Consider the following 19,949-nt stretch of genomic DNA (forward strand, 5'->3'; position numbering starts at 1 on the left):
AATGCTTCACGAAACATGATCATCCTGATATCAGTAAAGTAAGTTTCCTTCTAATTGCCCTGATTCCATAAAGAGCATAACAAATAAGCCTATCTTTCGTAGACCTGTTCACACTCAATACAAAAATCCGTATTAATTTAAAAAATAAATTAATTAGCAATTAGTTGGTTCCATAAACTTACTTTCCCTCCTCCGACATTTTCTTAATTATTGCACTTTTTGGTAAATTTGTAAATAGGCAGGCTGGGGTCCGTCCGGTGTCTGATTACATTCTCATATAGGCAATTGTTTCTGCAATCCCCTGTTCATAGGATGTGTGCTGCCGCTTGCCCAACAATCCATCCATCTTTTCTCCAGATAGAATGGTAGGTTCCGAGTTAATATACTGCATCTCCAACGCCTCACGCATTCCCTTACCTGCGAACAGAGCGTACACAGCAAACATTGATTTCGAGATATAATAAAGCCCCTTATCTTTCCCAAGCTGCCTTTTTAGAATCTGCTCTACCTCGTTTCCTTTAATCGATGCTACCCCAGGTATATTCCAATTATGCCCGAATGCTTCCTCATGGCGCGCAAGCTCCACCATCGCTTTAGCCCCATCCTTGGTATATATGAATTCCCGGGCGACATTCCGGGGACCTACGAACCCTGCTTTCTTCTTTGTCAACAATTGCTCTAGTGTAAAGTGAATATAAGTGTTGGTCGCGTTGGGTCCATAAAAGTCGGGGACATGGCAGATAAGTGCCGGAACAGAAGATTGCTTGATCATCTGTTCCATTTGTAAGCGCAGTTTTCCTTTACGTGTATGAGGGTGTTTTTCACTTTCTTCTGTCAGCTTTTCACCCCCGCTTCGTCCGTAGGCATAGATATTGTCTACAACGGCCAACCTGGCGTTGTTTTGTTCCGCTGCAAGGATGATATTTCCTGTAATGGTCATTAATGTTTGTTTCCACTCTTCATAAGGCAGGTTCATGGCATGAAAGATAATATCTCTGCCCTTTGACGCATGAATAAGCTGGTCTTGATTTTCTGCGTCCCCAGGGTTGATGGTGACACGTTCCATACCTCCGAATAACCTGGTCAACTTCTCTTTTCCTCTGGTAAATGCAACGACCTCGACACCCCTGCTGATCAATTCCATTACAAGGGCATACCCCATTCCTCCAGAAGCACCTACCACCATTGCCTTTTTCATTAAAAGTCCCCCTTTTAATTAACCACTGGTCAAATACATCCAAAAAATTTTATCCTATTGATTTAAGGACAAAATTCACGTGCGATTTTGCTAGGTTCTCCACTTCTTCATATGTTTCATCACAACGGCAGTAATGACTGACAAACCCGTGTAGTGCCAGGAATATCGACCATGTCTGCTGGATAGTGATCTCATGGTCGCTTAGCTGGATAAGGGCTTGCGCGAATTTTTCATAGGATTCGTTCGGTCCTTTGTTCACGTAGCTTTTGACTTCCTCATCAGCAAGCAGAAACATCATTTCATACTGGCTTTTATGACTCAGGCCGAATCGAATGAAGGCGAGAAGAATCCCCCTCAATTTCCCTTCGTTATCCATATCCTGATCCAACACATCATCCAGCCACTGATCCAACAGCTTAAAATCGGTTTCAATCATGGCATAGAACAATTCTGCTTTATTTTTGAAATGGTAGTAGATGGAGCCGTGACTGTATCCAAGCTCAGACGCAATCTGCCTCATGGACACCTGCTGATAGCCCTTCTTTAGAAAAAGCTCCCGTGCCGCCGCCATCACCATTTCTTTCGTTAGCTCCTGTGCTACTGCTTTTCTCGGTGACATACAATTCCCATCCTTTTATTGACCAGTGTTTAATTAAATAATACTTGGCTTACGAAGTTGATGTCAAGGATTTTTTTACCAATAAGAGGGACGGACCTCCGGTAAGCCGGAGGTCCGTCCCTCTTAATTACTTACCCAAAAAACCACCCTCTGATTTGATCAGCTGTCCGGTAATCCATCCGGAATCATCACTGGCTAAAAATCGGATCAACTTTGCTGCATCCTCGGGTTGACCCAGACGACCCATTGGAAACATCGGAAGTAAGTGATTCCTTAACTCTTCATTGATCCACCCTGAATCGGTCGGACCCGGATCAATCGAATTGACGGTGATGCCAATTGGTGCGAGGCCGACGGATAATGGCTCCGTGATGGCAATCAACATGCCTTTTGATGCAATGTAGGCCAGGTTATTGGGATCCGGACCCTTTGACACCATGTTGATGATCCGCCCGTCTTTTCTTTCAGGAAAGGCTATTCCATATCTCTTCGCAAACTCCATCGTCAGCATGAGGGTACCGCTATTGTTCACTTGATAATGTTTATCCAGAATGTCTTTGTTCAAAGTCCTGAAATTAGCCGGTGACTCGAATGTGGCATTGTTTACTAGTATGCTTGGTGTTCCCAGAGTTTCCTCTACCCGATCCATTATTCGACGAGGCGATCCCTCTTCGCTCAGGTCAACCTCTATATGAAAAGCACGTACGCCCATTTGTTTTAATTCTTCACAAAAGGTTTCCGGAAACTCATTCTCTACTCCATTTCCACTCGCCTCATCAAACGCGGTCCAATGGGTAAAAAAGATATCTGCCCCGGCACCAGCAAGCGAACGGCAAATCGCTGCTCCTATTCCTTTTGAACGGCTTGCTCCTGTCACGATTGCCACTTTATCTTTTAGATTGGTCATTTCATATTCCTCCAATTTTTACAGGAAGCTAATAGATGTCACTAAGAGATGTATATATCCCTGCACACAAAAAAGCGGATACACAAGTATCCACTCAGGGTGTCGGGTATTCAATCACACCAGGTGCTCCTTGTATATGATGGTCAAATAGACACACTTCTCCCGTCAGAATGATAGGTTCATAGTCTATTGATCTCGTTCATCATTACAAGATTGTCCACATGTCTGATTGAAGTCCCCTTTCGTCTACATCTCTCACTAAGAAGTATAATGGAATTTTTTTCAATAGACAATCTATGGTTTTTGAAAAAGCTTCCTTTGCTTCCTATACTTCTGAGCCTTCAGATCAATGCCCCGAGCCGCCACCGGAGTCACGGCCACCTCCCATGGTGTAATTCCGATCTTCACCAGGTTTAGCAGAAGGGTGAATCCCCTGTACATGCCGGTCGTTTCCCCTTCTCTTTCGCCTGATATCGATGAGTAAAGCAAATAGTAAAGTTCCCGCTATCAGGATCACAAACCACCACATCATTCATCACCCCTTATACAGAGTATGAAGGCACATTGAATTTATCCTTTATATCAATATCAAATTAATGGTACATCCCCGTATCAAAAATCGATATAAAACGGGTGTTTCGTTTCATCCAAACAGTATTCGATTCTTTCCCTGAAGTTCTTCCAATTGACCATATCCAAGGCTTCCTCAACCGGAAAGAACCCGACTTCCAGACTTTCCGAGGAAGTGGTTGGCATCCCTCCTATCGCCCTGGCTAAAAACAGTGTGTTACAGATCGAACGGCTTACATTCTGAAACACCCCGCAAAATTTGACTACTTCGATATCTATCCCTGATTCTTCCTTCGTTTCCCGGATGGCCGCTTCCTTCAGGGACTCTCCTTCTTCCACTTGTCCCCCCGGCATTTCCCATCCTCTTCTGGGACCTTTGATTAACAGGATTTCTCCTTTTTCATTCTGTACGATCGTTGCTGCTGAGATGATATGTTTGGGTGGTGAGTAAATCGTTTGTGTACGTTGATCATTTGGAATCAAAAAACTTCTCCTCCTCTTCCTTACCACTACCAATTATTTCAAAAAACAATAAGGAACTCAATCGTTGTTTTAATAAAAACTGGAAAATCAAAATACTGATTCCCAGTTTTATTTTATAAGGTACAAGGTACAGCTTAACTTAGTTAAGCTATCCAACCGTTATCAAGTCTTCAAAACAATATCAGCACTTTCCCATGGATGAAAGGTATTCAAATAATAATCTTCCGCCTTCCAATATCTATTCTCAAACTTGTCCCGTTTCTGTTTAGCAGTTTCTGCTTCCCGCATAAATCTCTTTTCCCGGGGACAATCCAAAAAGATGAGGTGGTGATAGAAGTCTGCCCATTCCTTCCTTTGGAGGAAGACACCTTCCACGATGATGAGACCTGACTGTGGAAGCGTAATCGTTCTACTGTCACGGGTATCCGTATGTGGATCATAAAACGGAAGGGTGATTTGATTGTCTTGCAACAGCTTGCTAAAAAAGTTTTCTCTTAACCAAACAACGTCCCATTGCAGGTGAAAATATTCATACCACTCTTCAAATCCAGTATGATATCGTCGGTTGCGTTCAACGATGTGGTCATCGATATGAAAGATATGATGATCAATCTTTTCTTTTTTCAGGCTTTCCCTCAGTTGCTCCACAAACGTTGTTTTTCCGGAACGGCTCAGGCCGTCTATTCCTAAGATGGTTCTGTCATCAGATTGAATGGTAGCCAGGAGTTCCTTTATATCAAGTTGGATTTTCATTATGTTCTCCTTTTTTTTAGAATCCGTCTCTATGCAATGTCGCATCAATGGCTTCGCTCATAAAACCCCAATTTATACATGAAATGGCCTCTCATAACAAAAAAGCGGACTTAGAGGGATGTATGAGTGAGCGGAAAGAAGTTTGTAGGTCGTTTGAGTATAGTTATGATCCAGTTTGAGCAACTTTTGATCCGGATTCGAGATTTATGGTCCGGAATCAGGATTTATGAACCGGTTTTCAATGTTTATGTTCCACATTTTTAATATATGAACATCTTGTCGAATATTCACTATCCAGATTCAAGGTCCGTCCCTCTATTATTAAAAGCTGTCTTCATATATCACTGTGCCATCTTGATTGTAGATCGTTAGATGAAGTTCGTTGTGGATGGTGAGATCCCTTTTGTTTTTATCATAAAACAAGATCATTCCTCGTTTACCGTCTAATGGCTGAATGACCGTTGTGCCGTCATGAAACTCAACCTTCACTTCCTTCGCTTCGTCGAGGAGGCGCTCATCGTTTATGATCACATGGGCATGAGGCATTCCGGTATTGCTCAATCCCAGGTTCACTTTTTGATTGTCGTTCTCACTCCATCCGACATAGCCTTCTACCAACTTATCACTCTCGTTGTTTTTGGAAAGATAATAGATTCCATTTTGAAGTAATAGGATGGTGACGTCCTCTGTTTCTTCGATAGTTAAGGGATGGATGTTATGTTCGCTGATAAAGTCGTCCACTTCCTGCCTGGAAGGAGAAGTATAATTGATGTGCTTTTCTTGATTAGAACACCCGATGACGGGATAACCCACAAGTAAAAATGCTAGGAGCACTTTTCTCATAGAACGTTACCTGCAGTCACATAGTCCACTAATTCCTCAACGCTTCCGGTACATACTTCAACCTCTGGCAAATGATAGAATGTCGTTGTCTGAGCAAAGTCACTTACTTCGTCATGAGGGGAGTATAAAATAACTCGTTTATCGAGGCCAAGTGCTATCCCAAGTTCAACATGACTTCCTTTCCCCCCTGGCAATAATACGAGGACCACATCGGATTCGATGATGGCCTGTTTTTCCTTTTCACCAATCTTTTTCAGCTCCTCAACCGTGAAAGCCCTGCTATTCTGAGTCCAGTCATATGTATGGATATACCCTTTTCTTTTTAAACGGTCACTTACTTCACGTACTTGCTTAATGTTATGAAAGCTTGATGCAACATAAAAGTTCATGTGATGCTCCTTTCTTATTGAAATCACAACCTGATTTTACCATAATATCTCAATTAAAAAAGGGAACACCTGCTAACCAGGAAGCTCCCTTCAGAATTTGCCAGATGGAAAAAGGATGCTTACCCACCCGTATAAACACTTGCACAAGATCCCGCTGCCGGTTCATAATAACAATGATTTTTAAATTGACCGGAAAAAGGTTGATCGTACCAGGTTGGAGGACATGGGGCATAGGGGTTGAAATACCAAAGAGCATATTTCGCCGGGTGCTGAGCCCAATAATCCAAATTCTTTTTGGCTAATTTTTTTTCAACCGACCTCGCCCTGTTATAAAAGAGGTTCCCCTTTTGGACGGCTTCAAAGGAATAATTTCCTCCCTGTACGTGAAATATGACTTGTCGGATACTTCTCACTTTTTTAAAGTCTAAACAATCCGCTTTCGCACGATTCACGATGACGTTTCCGACGTATAACATACCTTGTTTCCCTTCACCCTCGGCTTCCGCACGCATCATCCTCGCCATTAAAGCAACATCTGCATCTGTGTATTTGACTCTTGGCATTTTTTTCACCTCAGAAACATTTTATGAAAAAAGCCCACATTGATGTCATTATTTATAAAATAGGAGCGGTTAGTTTTTAAGTACCTCTCTCTATTCAAACAATAAAAGCCCTGGATCCTTGCCACATTGCACCAGCATGGAGTGTAGTTGTCCTCTATGATGATACATATGAGCGACTATTTCTAAAAGCCATTCATATCTTGTGTATGTCACTCCCCAATGGGAGGTTGTTTCCGTGAGAAGAGCTTTTTCTGATAAAGTTTGATAGTTAGAACAAAGTGATTCAAAATGTTCCAGCAATCCTTCTCGTATCGAGGTTAAATCTTGATATGAAACCGATAAATAATAAGCTTCCATATCGTCTTGAGAAGCTTCATTGGATATGCGCCAATCCGCTTCACAAATGAGTGCAATATGCTCTAAAAGTTCTCCGACGGAAAGCTTGTCTGGAGCAGGTCTTACATGTAAGTCTTTCTCTTCCAATTGGTCGATCATTTTCACCAGGGTTTCGATACAAACCTGAATTTGATGTAATGCTGATTTACAATAGGGATTCATCTTAACCTCCTCCAAGGAAAGTTTGTATTTGAAGTTGTAAAGTGTACGTTGTTCAGGATGGATACTGATGCCATCCCCCTATAATTCACCTCTTCTTCCGTTCATTTCCCCTTTTAAAATTACCTGTTATCTTCGCCATGATGAGTTGTACGGCTTTGTCATTTTCAGCCGCGTTCACATTCCTGATAAACTTTTCGGCGTCCTTTCCTTTTAAAATTTTCACCTGTTTCCCTTCATATTCGATAAAGACGGATTGATCTTTGTTGACCCGATACCGAAAAGGAGCTTCATCTAAACGGTTTCTTTTGTCGGTATTATCCATTGTTTATCCTCCATTATTTGTACCTTCTGGTTATTCTTCGTGCGATGTAATTTCCACATAATCACTTCCAGCAATGATTTCCTGCTCATGTTCTCCCACCTTCCTGCTTAACATGCTCATCCCCTTGTTTGGAAAGGGATAAAACCCCATTTTACTTTTTCTATACGTAAACCACTGGAAAAAGTTTCATTTTCCAAAAAATATAGCAAAAACTGATTAATAATAGCATCTTTTCTTTTTAATTCGATCAAGGTGCGTCCCTCGATGCATCTCAATGTATTCCATAAAGTTTTACCGAAATAATAAAAGGGAAAAGAGAAGCTATGATCAATCACCTGAGAGGAGGAATTCCCATCTTTGGAGAATCTGGAGTTGCGTTATTTGTCATCATACCGATGGCCATTATCTTGGTCCTTATTATAGCTACGATCCTCTTTTTCAAAAGAAAATCAGAGAAGGATAAAAATTTTTAAGGTTCCAGTGGTCAGAATGGAATCGTTGGAAATTCATAAATAAAGGGTTGGCCAAATAGTCGTTAATGCAACTTTTCGGCCAGCCACTTTTTAGACAGCATACACGTTTTCTAGCTTTTCATTTGAATAGGACCAGAATATATACCCATTCATTCCACCTGCTGCTCATATTGATCCTTTAGTTTCTCAATCGAAACCCCTGCCTCAATGTAGCTCCTTACCAGCCTCCACTCGCTATGTTTGTTCTTCTTAAATGTATTAAAAAAGATATTGGCTGTCTCCATTGATTTCCCTTGGATATGGATGGTTGCTGATAGGATGGCCATGATTTCATCTTCCCTTAACGGAATGATGGACATTTCATTTACATCCCACTTTGCATCGTTGACCTTCACAAAATGAAACCCTTGCTTCCACCCTTCAATCGATTCTTCATAACCAAAGTCTGCGATTTCTCCTCCCGTCACTTCTCTTGCTTGATACTCCTTTGAAATGAAATATGCCAGCTCCATTAAAGATGACCGATTCCAAGCATCCAAAAAAGCATCAATAAACGGTCTGAACGTCTCGTCGCTCATAAAATACCCCCTAAAATGATTTGATCAATCATCAGTCTTATCTAAAGGAAACGTAAATCCTGTTTCAATTTCCCAATACCTTCAGCCTCCTGCTCTGAGTAACACATTTTATCCTGAAAAAGCGGAAGCCGTATTTATTGGACGGAATTCGCTTTTTGATCATTTATTTTTTTCTGCGTCAGCCAGGTACGTATCATGCTTGGAACGCCAGCTGCCATGCTGACCATAAAACTCCACATGACATAGCGCCAATCCCCTGTGAACAGCGCCACACAGATGAAAAATGCCAGTTGACCAACCAGTGCAAACCAGGAAGCAATCCATGCCAGTTTCATATTTTCTTTCACTCAGACTCCTCCTCATTAAAAATCACCCTATACTATCCATTTCTTCCAATTATTTCAAAACACTCCTCCAAACTCAATGACTTTTATAAAAAAAGAAACGTTGTATAGAAAAGAGGGACGGACCTTGAACTTCAGATTTGAAGTACAAGGTCCGTCCCTTTGTATTAACATTTAAGCCGGTCCGCTACTATATAGGTCTGCATCTATTTGTTCAAAGAACGGACTCGGTTCGCCTACGCTGAACAACTGCAGCTCGTGCATGGCTCTTGTGCAGGCTGTGTAGAACAAACGGCTGAGGCTTTCGTCACCATATGATTGGGCGGATGCGTCATAGAGGATGACGGCGTCAAATTCGATGCCTTTTGCCAGGTAGGCCGGGATGACGATCACGCCCTGTTCGTATTCAAGCGAAGCGCTTTTCATTAGCTTGATGCCTTCCACACCGGTTAAGGAGGCGTATGCGGCTTCACTTTCTTTCGCAGATTTACAAATGACGGCAATAGAATGATAGTCCCGGTCCTGCCATTCTTCAATTTTCGCTGCAATACGGCAGTGAAGTTCATCCTGATCAGCGACCTTGGTAAGCACCGGTTTATCTCCGTCCCGGTCAAATGGGGATATCTGCTCGCCACCAGGCACAAGCCGGCGTGTGAACTCGATGATCGGTTTGGTGGACCGGTAGCTCTGAGTCAGGTTGATCACGTTGGTTTCATCCTGTCCGTAAAGTCCTGTCAGTGTGCTGAAATCCACGTGCTTACGGGCATGGGCAAAAATCGCCTGATTAAAGTCTCCGAGGACGGTCATTTTGGCTGAAGGAAACAGACGCTTGATGAACTCGAATTGAAAAGGTGAGTAGTCCTGAGCTTCGTCGATGAGCACATGCTTAATCGACGTATTGGTCTGAAAGCCGAGAATCAGCTCTTTTAACAATAAAAAAGGAGTCGCATCCTCGTAGGACAGTTCCCCTTCCTCGAGCATGTTCACTGTAGAACGGCAAATATCCTCCCACTCTTCAGGGATCTCCCCACCCCATAATGTAGAAATGTCCGCCGGATCTGCAAAGAGCTGATGATACATTCCCTTCACGTCCACATATTGAAATCTCCCGATCACTTTACGCAGTCCCTTGAATCTCCTGCGAACGATCAATCGGGCCAGCGCCTCATACTCAATCTCATAATCATTCGAAGGATTTTTCTTCTGCAGGTGCTGATGCGCTTTGTGATAGTCCTCATTACTCATCAGTTCTATTTCTTCTTCGACCCAAGGCTTGCTCCGCTCAAGCTTTTCTGCTTCATCGATCTGTTTATGGATCCACTCGGTCAATTTTTCCAGCCTGTTATGAAAACGCAGTGACGTATCACTGGTATAAAATCGTTCATTGATTTGCCTGGCTGTGACGATCGGCTTTCCACGAAACTTAATTCCTTTGAATCGCATACCGGAGTCCTCCAGTGATGTTCTGTATAATTTAATGATGTCAAAGAAATTCGTCGATGCCTTGAAGGAGATACTCGCTGTCCTGGTCTGGTACGATGGGGCACCTGTTTCAGTCAGGACATATTCCAATTGACTGTATGGACCCTCCAACTCGAACTCCGCACTCAATCGATGGTCCAAATATTCCTGAAAGGTCACCTGTTCCATATTCTCTTCACCAAGCTCAGGTAATACGTTCGATACGTAGCTGTTGAACATGGCGTTCGGGGAGAACAGAATGATTTGATCAGCCTTGAGGCTGCCCCGATATTTATAAAGTAAATACGCAATTCGCTGAAGGGCGGCCGATGTTTTCCCGCTTCCCGCTGCACCTTGAACAATGAGCAGCCGGCCGTGATCGTGCCTGATGATTTGATTCTGCTTCTGCTGGATGGTCGCCACGATGCTGTTCATATGGGTATCGGTCCGCTTCCCAAGCACCTCCTGCAAAATTTCATCCCCGATCGTCAGGCTGGTATCGAACATGGAGTCGATGACGCCGTCCCGGATGAGATACTGCCACTTTTTCTCCAACGTCCCTTCGATTGTCCCACCGGGTGTGGTGTATTCTGCGGGACCTGGCGGATAATCATAGTAAACGCTTGAAATCGGAGCACGCCAATCATAGATCAGGAAGTCCTCACCACTTTCATCCGTGAGAGTGGCAATTCCGATATAGACCTTTTCAGGCGCCGCTCCTCCTTCTTCGGTAAAATCAATGCGTCCGAAATAAGGCTTGCCCTTCATGCGTTGAAGAGCGGATAATTTTTTTACTGCCTGCCTGTGAGTGCTTTGACTGACGGTCAACACTTGTGCCTGCTGCCTCAAACTGAGGACGGTTTCCAGAAAGTCATCGAACGTATCCGTATTCACCTTGACCTCATCCCAGAAGTGTTTGCGGATCTCCACCACTTCATCCTGTCGCCGTCCGGTTTCATCCTCCAGGCGTCCGATTTGCTCCACAATTGTCTCAATGACACGTTCCACACGTTTCTGCTCCTGCCTAATTTCAAGATTCATCCAAGCACTCCTTTTCCTTAAAAAATTGAGGGTTGACGAAAGAGTAAATTATGTTATATAATTATTATTGAGATAATATGTTTTTATTTACTCAATTTAAGTGTTTCTGTTCTAATTTATCACAAATATCTATTCTAATCAATATAAATATGAAGACTGTTGAACGATCGATTTTCGTTCGGCAGTCTTTTTTGTGTGAGAAAAAGAGGGACGGACCTTATGCCTTTATTTGAAAGCACAAGGTCCGTCCCTCTGCATTATAGTAAACCATTTCCCTTAGCAACATAACTTTCCATAATCGATGAAGGCACTAAATTCCCACCTGTCGCCCACACTAGATGAGTCGCATGATTTAATTGATTACTGGTTAACGAAAGTGATTCAAGATGCTTACGTATTGGCGGCAAGGTTGGACCTAACATCCCTGCAAGCGCGGAAGGTTCTAATGAAATGGACTCTGATTCATGTAAAAGAGCAAGCATTTTAAATAAGTTCTCATCGCTCACTGTGTACACACCGTTCACGATTTCCTGCACCATCCTTCCTGCTAATGCCGAAGGGCGCCCGACTGCGAGTCCATCGGCTTCTGTCCGATTGCTTAATCCTATATCCCGGACAGAAATATTTTCGTGTTTTCCAGTCGATAGTCCAAGAAGCATACATGGAGAATTGTTTGGTTCAGCAAAGTAACAATGAACATGATCACCAAAAACATGCTTCAATCCGTACGTCACCCCTCCAGGTCCACCCCCAACGCCGCATGGCAAATACACGATCAATGGATTGTCGACAACAACCCCTTTTTCTTCAAACTGCTGACGCAACCGCAGCGCAGCGACTGCATAGCCCATGAAAAGATCCTTCGAATTTTCATCATCTATGAACAAACAATTCGAGTCCTTCAAGCATTGCTTTCGCCCCTCTTCAACGGCATAGGAGAAATCATTCTGATGCTCAATCACCATCACACCTTTTTCTCTGAGAAGCTCCTTTTTCCACTCTTTCGCTTCACGGGACATATGAACCGTCACATTGAAACCAAGAGCTGCACCCATGGTTCCGATACTTAAGGCCAGGTTTCCCGTCGAGCCTACAGCAATGGAGTACTGTGAAAAGAACTCCTTAAACGAGGGATCGGCTAACACGGAATAGTCATCCGTCAATTGAATCATATCGTGTTTTAGCAAGAGTGTTTCTGCAAGTTTCAGAACTTCGTAGATGCCTCCCCTTGCTTTTATGGAACCGGCAATGGGCAGCTCATTGTCACATTTCAACAGTAGCTTTCCCGGTATAGTGGATTGATAATACGTTTCCAATTCTCGCTGCATAACCGGGAGCCTTTGGATAGGTGACTCAATGATTCCATTCTTCTCTACTGTTTCGGGAAAAGCTTGTTTTATGTATGGCGCAAATCGCAAAAGCCTCTTTTCTGCGTCAAAGATATCAGTTCCGTCGACAGTGTTTGTTTCAGAATGTCCGCAGGATTTTAGTGATGAGTTTGACCAGAAGGTCTCTTTCATTGCTTTTAGATCGGAAAGCAATGCCGGTTTCAAGCCGTATGTTTGTTCCATCATTCATCCCCCCTTAATTTACGTATCATTTTACAGAAGTTTCGGATCCTTTAGAAGTTTAATGTTGACTATTTCTTCGAGGTGTTGGAACAGCATGACACTGTTTGTAGAATTCTATTATTTTTCAGCAATTTCCGGGGAAATAGTTGTAGAAATTTGGAGGACAAGGCAACTGCTCCCTCGTCCCATAAGAATATATCATAGTGTTTTTGAATTTGTTGGTACAAGGTACCTGTCCCCCTGTCCCATTCGATTGGAATGGAGAGCCATTGCGACGCTTAATAGTATAGTGATTGCCCCAATCATTTGCATAGGGCTTACCGATTCTTTCAATATAATGTATCCGACCACCATTGCCACAAATGGTTCTATATTCAGGAGCAGGGATGTATTCGTAGAGCCGATTTCTGTTATGCAGTGATTCCAGATTAGCGGGCATATCCCATGCATGATGATCGCTGTGAGAAAAAGCAGCATCCATATGCTGAACGGAACGGCCTTCAGAATGGAGACTTCTGAGAATGGTAAAAACACGGTCATGAAGATCAACCCTACCATGGTCGAATAAAAGGTCAATAGAATAGAAGAAAGGTGCCTTGCATATCGTTCCACAAGGACCATGAAGACAGAAAATGTAAGCATCGTGAGGAAGATATATCCTTCTCCCATACCGATCACGATGGCCCCTTTCTTCATGATGACCAGAAGCACGCCGAAAAAGCTGAGGAGGCTCCACATCCAGAAAAACGGGCTTTTACGTTCCTTAAATACAACCGAATTGATAAGGGATGTACAAATGGGTGCCGTAGCCAGGATCAAGGCAGCCGTTACGGGTGATGCCGTGGTCAAGCTGGCATAGAAGCTCCAGTGATTCAAAGTCACGCCAATGAAACCGATGAAGAGCAGTGGGATGATCAAGGATTTCAACGAACGAAATTGACGAATTGGCTTGAAGAACACCATAAGCAGGAACAGAGTAATAAAAATAAGCCGTAGAAAAGCGATTTCCATCGGCTTGAAATATTGCACTAAAATCGCACCGAATATAAAATTACTTCCCCAGCATATCACACAAAAAAGGAGGCCCATGTAGAGATACACGGGCTTTCCATTTACCTTTTCTTTCATTTTACCAGCTCATGAGTACTCCAGAGAGACCCATATACCACTTTCCCTTTGTTCATCACCGCCAGTCGTTTCGGTCTTCGGGCAACGACCTCTGCTGATGAAGCGGCGTCGACGAAGATAAAGCTTGCATCATCTTCCACTTTCGGCCACTTGTATTCACCTGTTTTCGTCAATGCTGTTGTTCCTCCAGTTATCCACTTCAGACTGTCCCTTAAGGATACTTCATCACTTCTTCTTGTCACCTGACCGTATTTATACACTTTCTCTAACACGTCACCGTGCCCCAGTGGACTCCAGGAGTCATAGAATCCATCACACCCAAGATGGACTTTCACGCCATGATCATCCAAGAGCTGTATTGGCGGAAGGGACTTTGTCAAAGGAATGGTCGACATAATCGAAACGCCATTTCCCCTCAAACGCTCTGCCAATTCAATTTGTTTCACTTCCGGGACCTCCCCGATACAGAAGGCATGGCTGATAGCTGTCCGGTTCTGCCAGTTGGACTCTTCCACCATATCCATCCACTTATCGATCGTGTAGGTTCCCACATGCCCGCTATCGTGTAGATGGATGTCTACATCCACATTAAACTCCGTTGCGATATTCATCGTTTCATAGAGTGATTTTTCAATAGACCGATCGATTCCTGCAGGGTCAAGGCCTCCTACCATGGTGGCACCATTTCTCATCGCTTCTCTCATCAATGTCGGTACGGAATCTCTTAATAATCCATGCTGAGGGAAGGCAATGATATCTGCGGTGACAGCATGTTTATAGTCGTCCAGTGCCTCGGTGACACCTTCAAGGTTCTTCAACCCAATGTATGGATCAATGTTTACGTGAGTGCGGATATGCGTTGATCCGTTTGAAAGGATTTCGTCGATCATCCGTTTCGCTCTTTGTTTGGTGGTTGGTGCGAGTTCTGTCAGCTCCTCTGCTTCAAACTGCAGTCTTTCTTTCAGGTTTTTAACGGGCTTCGTTGCTTTCCATCCAAGGGTTAGATACGTTTTGTCCAAATGGTTATGCATTTCTTTAAAGGTTGGAATGGCCAATTGACCTTTTACATCATAGATCACATCAGCAGTCTCGGGTATGGACTGTGTATGAGACAGCTGTTGAACAATTTTCCCTTCCTTGACCCCGAGATGAAAAAGCTCTGTTTTCGTTTCGGTCATTCCTCCATTTTCCATGTTTCCTACTTCAAGCTTCACATTTTTCAGCCAGATCATCGAAACGTCTCCCATCTATTATTTATTGATCAGTACGGATTCAGATTGTGGCAGCACCACTTTTTCCCCGTTTTTATAAACAGAATCAATTTTTGCTCTCCTTGCCACTGCTTCCGCTGAACAGCTTGCTTCGACCAGGACAAAGTCTGCTGCGTCCCCTACTTGAGGCCAAACCTGTTTCCCTGCATCATCCAGCGGCGTGATTCCGCCAGAAGCATATTTCCATGTACGGTTGATGGAGTACTCATCGATCAATCGGAATCGTTCAGCAAGGATATTCAGCTTCTCGATCGTATCCCCGGTTCCAAAAGGTGACCAGTGATCGGTTAAGCTGTCATGACCGACGGATACCTGTAAACCGTATTGATCCAGAGTCGGAACCGGAATGGTTGGGCGGTTAATCGGGATCGTCGTGGTAATATCAATCTCTTGATCTTTCAGAATGGCCATCATGTCTGTAAGAGATTGCCCCTCAAGATCTCCAAGTGCAATGGCATGACTGATCGTGACACGCCCCTTCAAGTTCGCCTCTCTTGTAAAATCAGCAAGACGTTCAAAGGTGAAAGCCCCAAGTGTATCCGGGTCATGAAGGTGAATGTCGACACCGGCATTATGCTCAGTGGCAATGTCAAACGTCGTATAGAGCGATTGATCGATATGTCGGTCCACTGTCGCCGGATCGACTCCCCCAACAAGGGTGGCACCACTTTTCATAGCTTCCCGCATCAGTTCCACTGAATTGCTGCGCAGGAGCCCATGCTGAGGAAACGCTACAATGTCATAAGTGAGGTGATGTTTATATTTCTCTAATGCTTTAACGGTTACTTCCAAGTGCTTTAAACCGGAAGTCGGTTCTATGTTGCAATGCGTCCGGATGTGAGTGTGGCCATTTTGAAGCAGTAGCTCGATCATCTTTTCAGCTCTCTCCTGGGCGTATGGCAATTGCTTAGGCAGCAACTCCTGTTCTTCTTCTATTCTTGTAAAAATACCTTTTGTGATCGGACGGCATGCCTTCCAAGGACCGCTATAGTAGGTTTTATCGATATGGATATGCATTTCACGTAAGGAAGGCAGGATCAGCTTCCCTTTTGCATCCAACACGGCCGCTCCCGTTTCAATCTCTGACTCGTCATTTGAGATGGCCGTGATCTTTCCCCCTTCTATTTTCACATGGGCATATTCCGTAAGGGTTCCTGTCACAACTTCATTCTCTTTCTCAAATCCCGTTTCCATTCTCACATTTTTCATCCATACTGTTTTCATCAAATCAACCTCCACTTTTTATTTACAGGGATTTCGGATGGTGCCATCCCCTATTCGATCGTTGCGTCATTCACCATTAAGTAGTTGGCGGCACTCAACCAGAAATCTTTCACTTCATTGTTGTACACTGCTAAATGCTCGTAGTTTCGAATTGGAATGTATACCGCTTCTTCCATTTCAATGGTCATCGCTTCTTCATATAATGTCTTTCTTACTTCAGGGTCCACTTCTTTTCTTGCCTGCTCGATGAGATCATCAACTTTTTCATTTGTATAATAGAAATGGTTTCCTGGTGAACCGTGTGAAGCAGAGTGGAACAAGTTGTATTGGTTGTAGTCACCGTCACCGGTTGCATTTCCCCATCCACCGATGAACATATCTTGTTCTCCTGTGTCTACAGCTTCAATATATGCACCATATTCAAGCACCTGAATATTCACTTTGATCCCGATTCCTTTCAACTGGGACTGAATGACTTCTGCCATATTGATCCGTTCTTTACGGTCACTCGTAATCAATGTTAATTCGAGACCTTTTTCAAACCCTGCTTCTTTCAAAAGCTCCTTGGCAGAATTCGGATCATACTCATACGGCTTCACATTTTCACTATGACCGAATACTTGTGGACTCATGGCAGCATTTGCTAACGTTCCCACTCCGTTATACACACCTTTAATGATTGCTTCTCTTTCAATGGCCATGGAAATGGCCTGTCTTACCTTTACATTATCGAAGGGCTCTTTTTGTGTATTGAATCCGACATACTCGACGGCTAATCCTTCTGTTCGATACAGATTCAATGTGTCAGAGCTTTCAATACGCTCGATTTCAGTAACGGGCACTTGATCACTGATATGGGCTTCACCCGTTTCAATCATCGCTAATCGTGTCGCGTCCTCTGGTACAACCTGAAACTCGATTCCATCAATATTCGGAAGTTCTCCCCAATACTCTTCATTTTTTTCAAGGTTGATGGACTGACCTGACTTCCAGGATTCGAAGGCAAATGGCCCGGTTCCGATCGGGTGCTTAGCAAGACTATCAGGATTTTCTTTCACAGCTTTAGGGCTCATGATGCTTCCTTCGTTACTTGCAAGGATCGATAAGAGAGGTGCATAAGGAGCATCCAGCTTGAATTGCACTTTATATTCATCCAGTACGTTTATTTCTTTGATCATCCCGAGCTTATCCTTTTGAGGAGACCCGGTGTTAGGGTCCAGTAAGCGGTCGAACGTTACTTTGACAGCCTCAGCGTTAAATTCAGAACCGTCATGGAACGTGATTCCCTCATTTAATGTGAATTCCCATGTCGTATCGTCCGGCTGCTCCCAGCTCTTCGCGAGTGACGGAACTATGTTCATTTCTTTATCAAACGTCACAAGGCTCTCGTACACTTTTTGATAAAGGACATTAGCAGACGGAATATCTGTAATGAAGTGTGGGTCCAAATTGGTTGCATCGGATAATCGTACGACCTTCAGTACTCCGCCTTCTGATTCACCGCCTTGTTTGCTTGCGGTTTCACTTTCTACATTACTAGTCGAACACGCCTGGGTGATGAGCATGACCATCACGATCAATAATCCTGCGATCCCCCTGAAATACTTCTTCTTTTCTTTCAATTCCTCCACTCTCCCTTTTCCGTATTGTTGGTGCCTATCTGCATTATAAAAAAGAAAACAGTGAATGATTTTCAATATCTTTACCAACTTTTTAATTATTTTGACAATTCAAACTTATCACCTTCCCTTTCCACCCCTCTTCCTCTATCTTTGAATTACACAAACCATTTCAATGAGGAGGAAACGTCATGTCGACAGAACTTAAAGTTCAAGAAATTCAATCACCCATACTCAATTCAAAACCGAGCGTTTTTGAAAAAAGGATCAAACCCTTCTGGGACACCTTTTCGAAAAACAAGGCAGCAGTGGTTGGTGGAGGGATCATTCTCTTCTATATTCTCATTGCCCTATTTGCTCCTTTACTTGCTGTTTATGATCCTTATGACATTCAACTGGACAATAAACTCCAGCCACCGAGTACAGAACATTGGATGGGAACAGATGATAAAGGACGGGATATCCTTGCAAGGATCCTTTATGGCTCCCGTCTTTCAATGGGGGTAGGTTTTGCCGCAGTCGGCTTCGGTGCTTTCTTTGGCATCATCATGGGGTTGATTTCAGGGTTTTACGGAGGATGGATCGATACCTTCATCAGCAGAATCCTGGATGTCATGCTTGCTTTCCCTGGAATTCTATTGGCTCTTGCTATCATCTCTGCCCTGGGACCGAGCCTTGTGAATGTCATGATCGCCGTCGGGGTGTTCTCCATCCCATTATTTGCAAGGGTTGTCCGGGGATCGACGCTCGAAACGAAGAAGCTTGAATATATCGATGCCATTCGGTCGCTTGGAGCCAATGATTTCATCATCATCTTCAGGCACATCCTGCCGAACATTTTATCTCCCATCATCATTCAAGGTTCCTTGCGACTTGCCACCGCCATCCTTTCAGCAGCGGGATTATCCTTCCTTGGTTTAGGCGCACAGCCTCCTTCACCTGAATGGGGTACGATGCTGTCCAGTGGAAGGGACTTTTTATTCACGGCTCCCTACATCGCCCTCTTCCCGGGGTTGGCGATTTCCATTCTCGTACTCGGCTTTAATTTGTTCGGGGACGGCCTTCGGGACGCGCTTGATCCGAGACTGAAATCATAATAAGGAGGAATATGAAATGATATTGTACATTTTCAGAAGATTAATAGAAATCATCCCCGTCATATTCGGTGTGACCCTGGTTGTCTTTCTCATCATGCAGATGGTTCCCGGAGACCCGGCTATCATTCTTGCAGGGGAAGGGGCCTCGAAAGAAGCGATCAACCAATTACGGACAGAGCTCGGCTTGAACCGCCCCTTGTATGTTCAATATGGTGAATACATCATGAATGTCTTCCAGGGTGACCTTGGACAATCTCTGAAGAGTCAACAGCCTGTCATCCAGGAAATCATGACCCGCTTACCGATCACGATTGAACTGGCCTTCTACAGTATTCTCATTACGATTGTCCTTGGAATGACCGCTGGAATCATATCGGCAGTCAGACCATACTCTGCTACCGATATTTCCGTGATGATCGTCGCTTTATTAGGAATTTCACTGCCCAGCTTCTTTCTAGGCCTGCTTTCCATCTATTTATTCTCTGTCAAACTTCAGCTTTTACCTGTAGCAGGATGGGACAGCATGTTGCACATCATTTTACCGGCCTTTACGCTCGGGGTCGGAGGAGCTGCCATCGTTGCCCGGATGACCCGATCCAGCATGCTTGAGGTCGTGAGGCAGGATTATATCCGGACTGCTCAGGCAAAAGGTTTGAAAAGCTTTGCCATTATCTATAAGCATGCCCTTCGCAATGCTTTGATTCCCGTCATCACAGTGGTCGGCCTTCAGTTTGGGGCACTGCTCGGAGGGACGGTATTAATCGAATCCGTCTTTGCCATCAATGGACTCGGCCGTATGATCGTTGACTCGATCCGCACACGTGACTTACCGATGGTTCAGGGCGGGGTACTGGTCGCATCCTTGGTCTTCGTAATCGTCAATCTATTCGTAGATGTTTTATACCGATTCTTTAACAAACGAATTGAACTTAACTAG

Annotated in this window: 21 protein-coding genes; 2 read left to right on the forward strand and 19 right to left on the reverse strand. The window is 43.8% G+C overall.

The window, feature by feature from the left end; translation table 11 throughout:
* Nucleotides 1–265: 265 nt before the first annotated feature.
* The 19 genes from FZC88_RS08880 to FZC88_RS08970 all read right to left on the reverse strand — a co-directional run bounded on the left by FZC88_RS08880 (nt 266) and on the right by FZC88_RS08970 (nt 17,867).
* A complete protein-coding gene (locus FZC88_RS08880) occupies nt 266–1,198 on the reverse strand; it encodes an NAD(P)H-binding protein (RefSeq protein WP_148994506.1) in 933 nt (310 codons plus the stop codon).
* 49 nt (nt 1,199–1,247) lie between these two features.
* Entirely contained in the window at nt 1,248–1,817 is a 570-nt protein-coding gene (locus tag FZC88_RS08885; protein WP_148994507.1) for a TetR/AcrR family transcriptional regulator, read from the reverse strand.
* 127 nt (nt 1,818–1,944) lie between these two features.
* On the reverse strand, nt 1,945–2,724 hold the full coding sequence (locus FZC88_RS08890; RefSeq protein ID WP_148994508.1) for an SDR family oxidoreductase: 780 nt from the start codon (nt 2,722–2,724) through the stop codon (nt 1,945–1,947).
* Between the two features lie 346 nt (nt 2,725–3,070).
* Nucleotides 3,071–3,256, reverse strand: a complete 186-nt coding sequence (locus FZC88_RS08895; protein WP_262371807.1) for a hypothetical protein — start codon at nt 3,254–3,256, stop codon at nt 3,071–3,073.
* 80 nt (nt 3,257–3,336) lie between these two features.
* The gene (locus FZC88_RS08900) at nt 3,337–3,777 is read right to left on the reverse strand and encodes an NUDIX hydrolase (protein WP_262371808.1); all 441 of its coding nucleotides are present in this window, start codon (nt 3,775–3,777) and stop codon (nt 3,337–3,339) included.
* 162 nt (nt 3,778–3,939) lie between these two features.
* Nucleotides 3,940–4,530, reverse strand: a complete 591-nt coding sequence (locus FZC88_RS08905) for a kinase (protein ID WP_148994509.1) — start codon at nt 4,528–4,530, stop codon at nt 3,940–3,942.
* Between the two features lie 321 nt (nt 4,531–4,851).
* Nucleotides 4,852–5,373 (reverse strand): hypothetical protein, encoded by a 522-nt coding sequence (locus FZC88_RS08910; RefSeq protein ID WP_148994510.1) that lies wholly within the window; start codon nt 5,371–5,373, stop codon nt 4,852–4,854.
* Nucleotides 5,370–5,762 (reverse strand): nucleoside 2-deoxyribosyltransferase, encoded by a 393-nt coding sequence (locus tag FZC88_RS08915; protein WP_148994511.1) that lies wholly within the window; start codon nt 5,760–5,762, stop codon nt 5,370–5,372. The genes FZC88_RS08910 and FZC88_RS08915 overlap by 4 nt, the downstream gene beginning before the upstream one ends.
* 119 nt (nt 5,763–5,881) lie before the next feature.
* Entirely contained in the window at nt 5,882–6,325 is a 444-nt protein-coding gene (locus FZC88_RS08920; protein WP_148967906.1) for a cell wall hydrolase, read from the reverse strand.
* Between the two features lie 90 nt (nt 6,326–6,415).
* Entirely contained in the window at nt 6,416–6,883 is a 468-nt protein-coding gene (locus FZC88_RS08925) for a DinB family protein (protein WP_148994512.1), read from the reverse strand.
* 85 nt (nt 6,884–6,968) lie between these two features.
* Nucleotides 6,969–7,205, reverse strand: coding sequence for a hypothetical protein (locus FZC88_RS08930; protein ID WP_148994513.1), 237 nt, complete (start codon nt 7,203–7,205; stop codon nt 6,969–6,971).
* 622 nt (nt 7,206–7,827) lie between these two features.
* Nucleotides 7,828–8,256: a flavoprotein gene (locus tag FZC88_RS08935; RefSeq protein ID WP_148994514.1), complete on the reverse strand. Its 429-nt coding sequence runs from the start codon at nt 8,254–8,256 to the stop codon at nt 7,828–7,830.
* Nucleotides 8,257–8,390: 134 nt separating this feature from the next.
* On the reverse strand, nt 8,391–8,603 hold the full coding sequence (locus FZC88_RS08940; protein WP_148994515.1) for a hypothetical protein: 213 nt from the start codon (nt 8,601–8,603) through the stop codon (nt 8,391–8,393).
* A gap of 171 nt (nt 8,604–8,774) precedes the next feature.
* Complete coding sequence (gene helD / locus FZC88_RS08945) at nt 8,775–11,102, reverse strand: RNA polymerase recycling motor HelD (RefSeq protein ID WP_148994516.1); 2,328 nt, start codon at nt 11,100–11,102, stop codon at nt 8,775–8,777.
* Between the two features lie 257 nt (nt 11,103–11,359).
* On the reverse strand, nt 11,360–12,676 hold the full coding sequence (locus FZC88_RS08950; protein WP_397541178.1) for a D-serine ammonia-lyase: 1,317 nt from the start codon (nt 12,674–12,676) through the stop codon (nt 11,360–11,362).
* A gap of 195 nt (nt 12,677–12,871) precedes the next feature.
* Complete coding sequence (locus FZC88_RS08955) at nt 12,872–13,801, reverse strand: DMT family transporter (protein WP_148994517.1); 930 nt, start codon at nt 13,799–13,801, stop codon at nt 12,872–12,874.
* Nucleotides 13,798–15,033 (reverse strand): amidohydrolase, encoded by a 1,236-nt coding sequence (locus tag FZC88_RS08960; RefSeq protein WP_262371809.1) that lies wholly within the window; start codon nt 15,031–15,033, stop codon nt 13,798–13,800. Before FZC88_RS08960 ends, FZC88_RS08955 begins: the two co-directional genes overlap by 4 nt.
* Before the next feature lie 18 nt (nt 15,034–15,051).
* Nucleotides 15,052–16,296, reverse strand: a complete 1,245-nt coding sequence (locus tag FZC88_RS08965) for an amidohydrolase family protein (protein ID WP_148994519.1) — start codon at nt 16,294–16,296, stop codon at nt 15,052–15,054.
* Between the two features lie 50 nt (nt 16,297–16,346).
* On the reverse strand, nt 16,347–17,867 hold the full coding sequence (locus FZC88_RS08970; RefSeq protein ID WP_187443604.1) for a glutathione ABC transporter substrate-binding protein: 1,521 nt from the start codon (nt 17,865–17,867) through the stop codon (nt 16,347–16,349).
* 239 nt (nt 17,868–18,106) lie between these two features.
* Between FZC88_RS08970 and FZC88_RS08975 the strand changes: the two genes are divergently transcribed.
* Together FZC88_RS08975 and FZC88_RS08980 are read left to right on the forward strand one after the other, a co-directional pair.
* A complete protein-coding gene (locus FZC88_RS08975; RefSeq protein WP_148994521.1) occupies nt 18,107–19,012 on the forward strand; it encodes an ABC transporter permease in 906 nt (301 codons plus the stop codon).
* A gap of 16 nt (nt 19,013–19,028) precedes the next feature.
* Nucleotides 19,029–19,949, forward strand: a complete 921-nt coding sequence (locus tag FZC88_RS08980; RefSeq protein WP_113970311.1) for an ABC transporter permease — start codon at nt 19,029–19,031, stop codon at nt 19,947–19,949.

Origin of the sequence: Rossellomorea aquimaris (assembly GCF_008180865.1) — a bacterium.
Classification (GTDB): domain Bacteria; phylum Bacillota; class Bacilli; order Bacillales; family Bacillaceae_B; genus Rossellomorea; species Rossellomorea yichunensis.

Bases quoted from the DNA above. Each gene is read 5' to 3' on its own strand.
- FZC88_RS08880 (WP_148994506.1), bottom strand. From the start codon at position 1,198: ATGAAAAAGGCAATGGTGGTAGGTGCTTCTGGAGGAATGGGGTATGCC.
- FZC88_RS08885 (WP_148994507.1), bottom strand. From the start codon at position 1,817: ATGTCACCGAGAAAAGCAGTAGCACAGGAGCTAACGAAAGAAATGGTG.
- FZC88_RS08890 (WP_148994508.1), bottom strand. From the start codon at position 2,724: ATGACCAATCTAAAAGATAAAGTGGCAATCGTGACAGGAGCAAGCCGT.
- FZC88_RS08895 (WP_262371807.1), bottom strand. From the start codon at position 3,256: ATGATGTGGTGGTTTGTGATCCTGATAGCGGGAACTTTACTATTTGCT.
- FZC88_RS08905 (WP_148994509.1), bottom strand. From the start codon at position 4,530: ATGAAAATCCAACTTGATATAAAGGAACTCCTGGCTACCATTCAATCT.
- FZC88_RS08910 (WP_148994510.1), bottom strand. From the start codon at position 5,373: ATGAGAAAAGTGCTCCTAGCATTTTTACTTGTGGGTTATCCCGTCATC.
- FZC88_RS08915 (WP_148994511.1), bottom strand. From the start codon at position 5,762: ATGAACTTTTATGTTGCATCAAGCTTTCATAACATTAAGCAAGTACGT.
- FZC88_RS08920 (WP_148967906.1), bottom strand. From the start codon at position 6,325: ATGCCAAGAGTCAAATACACAGATGCAGATGTTGCTTTAATGGCGAGG.
- FZC88_RS08925 (WP_148994512.1), bottom strand. From the start codon at position 6,883: ATGAATCCCTATTGTAAATCAGCATTACATCAAATTCAGGTTTGTATC.
- FZC88_RS08930 (WP_148994513.1), bottom strand. From the start codon at position 7,205: ATGGATAATACCGACAAAAGAAACCGTTTAGATGAAGCTCCTTTTCGG.
- FZC88_RS08935 (WP_148994514.1), bottom strand. From the start codon at position 8,256: ATGAGCGACGAGACGTTCAGACCGTTTATTGATGCTTTTTTGGATGCT.
- helD (WP_148994516.1), bottom strand. From the start codon at position 11,102: ATGAATCTTGAAATTAGGCAGGAGCAGAAACGTGTGGAACGTGTCATT.
- FZC88_RS08950 (WP_397541178.1), bottom strand. From the start codon at position 12,676: ATGATGGAACAAACATACGGCTTGAAACCGGCATTGCTTTCCGATCTA.
- FZC88_RS08955 (WP_148994517.1), bottom strand. From the start codon at position 13,801: ATGAAAGAAAAGGTAAATGGAAAGCCCGTGTATCTCTACATGGGCCTC.
- FZC88_RS08960 (WP_262371809.1), bottom strand. From the start codon at position 15,033: ATGATCTGGCTGAAAAATGTGAAGCTTGAAGTAGGAAACATGGAAAAT.
- FZC88_RS08965 (WP_148994519.1), bottom strand. From the start codon at position 16,296: ATGAAAACAGTATGGATGAAAAATGTGAGAATGGAAACGGGATTTGAG.
- FZC88_RS08970 (WP_187443604.1), bottom strand. From the start codon at position 17,867: ATGGTCATGCTCATCACCCAGGCGTGTTCGACTAGTAATGTAGAAAGT.
- FZC88_RS08975 (WP_148994521.1), top strand. From the start codon at position 18,107: ATGTCGACAGAACTTAAAGTTCAAGAAATTCAATCACCCATACTCAAT.
- FZC88_RS08980 (WP_113970311.1), top strand. From the start codon at position 19,029: ATGATATTGTACATTTTCAGAAGATTAATAGAAATCATCCCCGTCATA.